The sequence below is a fragment of the Candidatus Thiosymbion oneisti genome, assembly GCF_004359955.1.
In the GTDB taxonomy this organism is placed as follows: domain Bacteria; phylum Pseudomonadota; class Gammaproteobacteria; order Chromatiales; family Chromatiaceae; genus Thiosymbion; species Thiosymbion oneisti.
Map to the genome: position 1 here is coordinate 1 of NZ_SMSC01000147.1, position 493 is coordinate 493.

Annotated in this window: 1 protein-coding gene; it reads left to right on the top strand. The window is 44.0% G+C overall.

Annotation, left to right across the window (positions count from 1 at the left end):
- Window positions 1-29: 29 nt before the first annotated feature.
- Window positions 30-493: IS1 family transposase (locus E1958_RS19820; protein WP_243725319.1), on the top strand; the 464-nt coding region annotated here is incomplete at its 3' end.

The window sequence follows — 493 nt, forward strand, 5'->3', positions numbered from 1 at the left end:
AACGTACGCATAGGGTTTGTCGTCAAACATTGAGTGCTTGGTTAAAAGAAAAAGCGGCGGTGCTTCCTCCTCTTGAAGCGACGCTGACACCTCTTGGTCCGGAACAAACACCGGTGTTGGAAATGGATGAATTATGGTCTTATCTCTTTGAAAAAGATAACAAAATTTGGACATGGATCGCATTGAGCAGAGAGACCCGAGAAGTTGTTGCTTATGCTTGTGGTGATCGCAGTGAAAAGACATGCCAAATACTCTGGAATCGCATACCATTCGCTTATAAAAAAGCGATTGTTTTCACCGACTATTGGAAAGCTTATCAAGCCGTTATTCCGAATGAGCAACATAACCCTGTCGGCAAAGAAACTGGAGAGACGGCCCATGTTGAGCGCTGGAATAATACCTTGCGACAGCATTTAGCACGCTTCGTGCGTAAGACGTTATCTTTTTCCAAATGCGTTAAAATGCACGAGATCTGTTTGAAACTCTTCCTGCA